Consider the following 223-nt stretch of genomic DNA (forward strand, 5'->3'; position numbering starts at 1 on the left):
ATCGCTAGTAATCGCGGATCAGCATGTCGCGGTGAATACGTTCCCGGGTCTTGTACACACCGCCCGTCACACCATGGGAGCGGGTTTTACCAGAAGTAGGTAGCTTAACCGTAAGGAGGGCGCTTACCACGGTAGGATTCGTGACTGGGGTGAAGTCGTAACAAGGTAGCCGTATCGGAAGGTGCGGCTGGATCACCTCCTTTCTAGAGTTTGCACGAATCAG

The 223-nt window shown here is 54.3% G+C and carries 1 rRNA gene; it reads left to right on the top strand.

Features of this window, described 5'->3' with window-relative positions:
- Positions 1-203, top strand: a 16S ribosomal RNA gene (locus KO538_RS29190); the annotation flags it as partial.
- Positions 204-223: the final 20 nt, after the last annotated feature.

The organism is Janthinobacterium sp. NKUCC08_JDC (genome assembly GCF_019345575.1).
Classification (GTDB): domain Bacteria; phylum Pseudomonadota; class Gammaproteobacteria; order Burkholderiales; family Burkholderiaceae_D; genus Janthinobacterium; species Janthinobacterium aestuarii.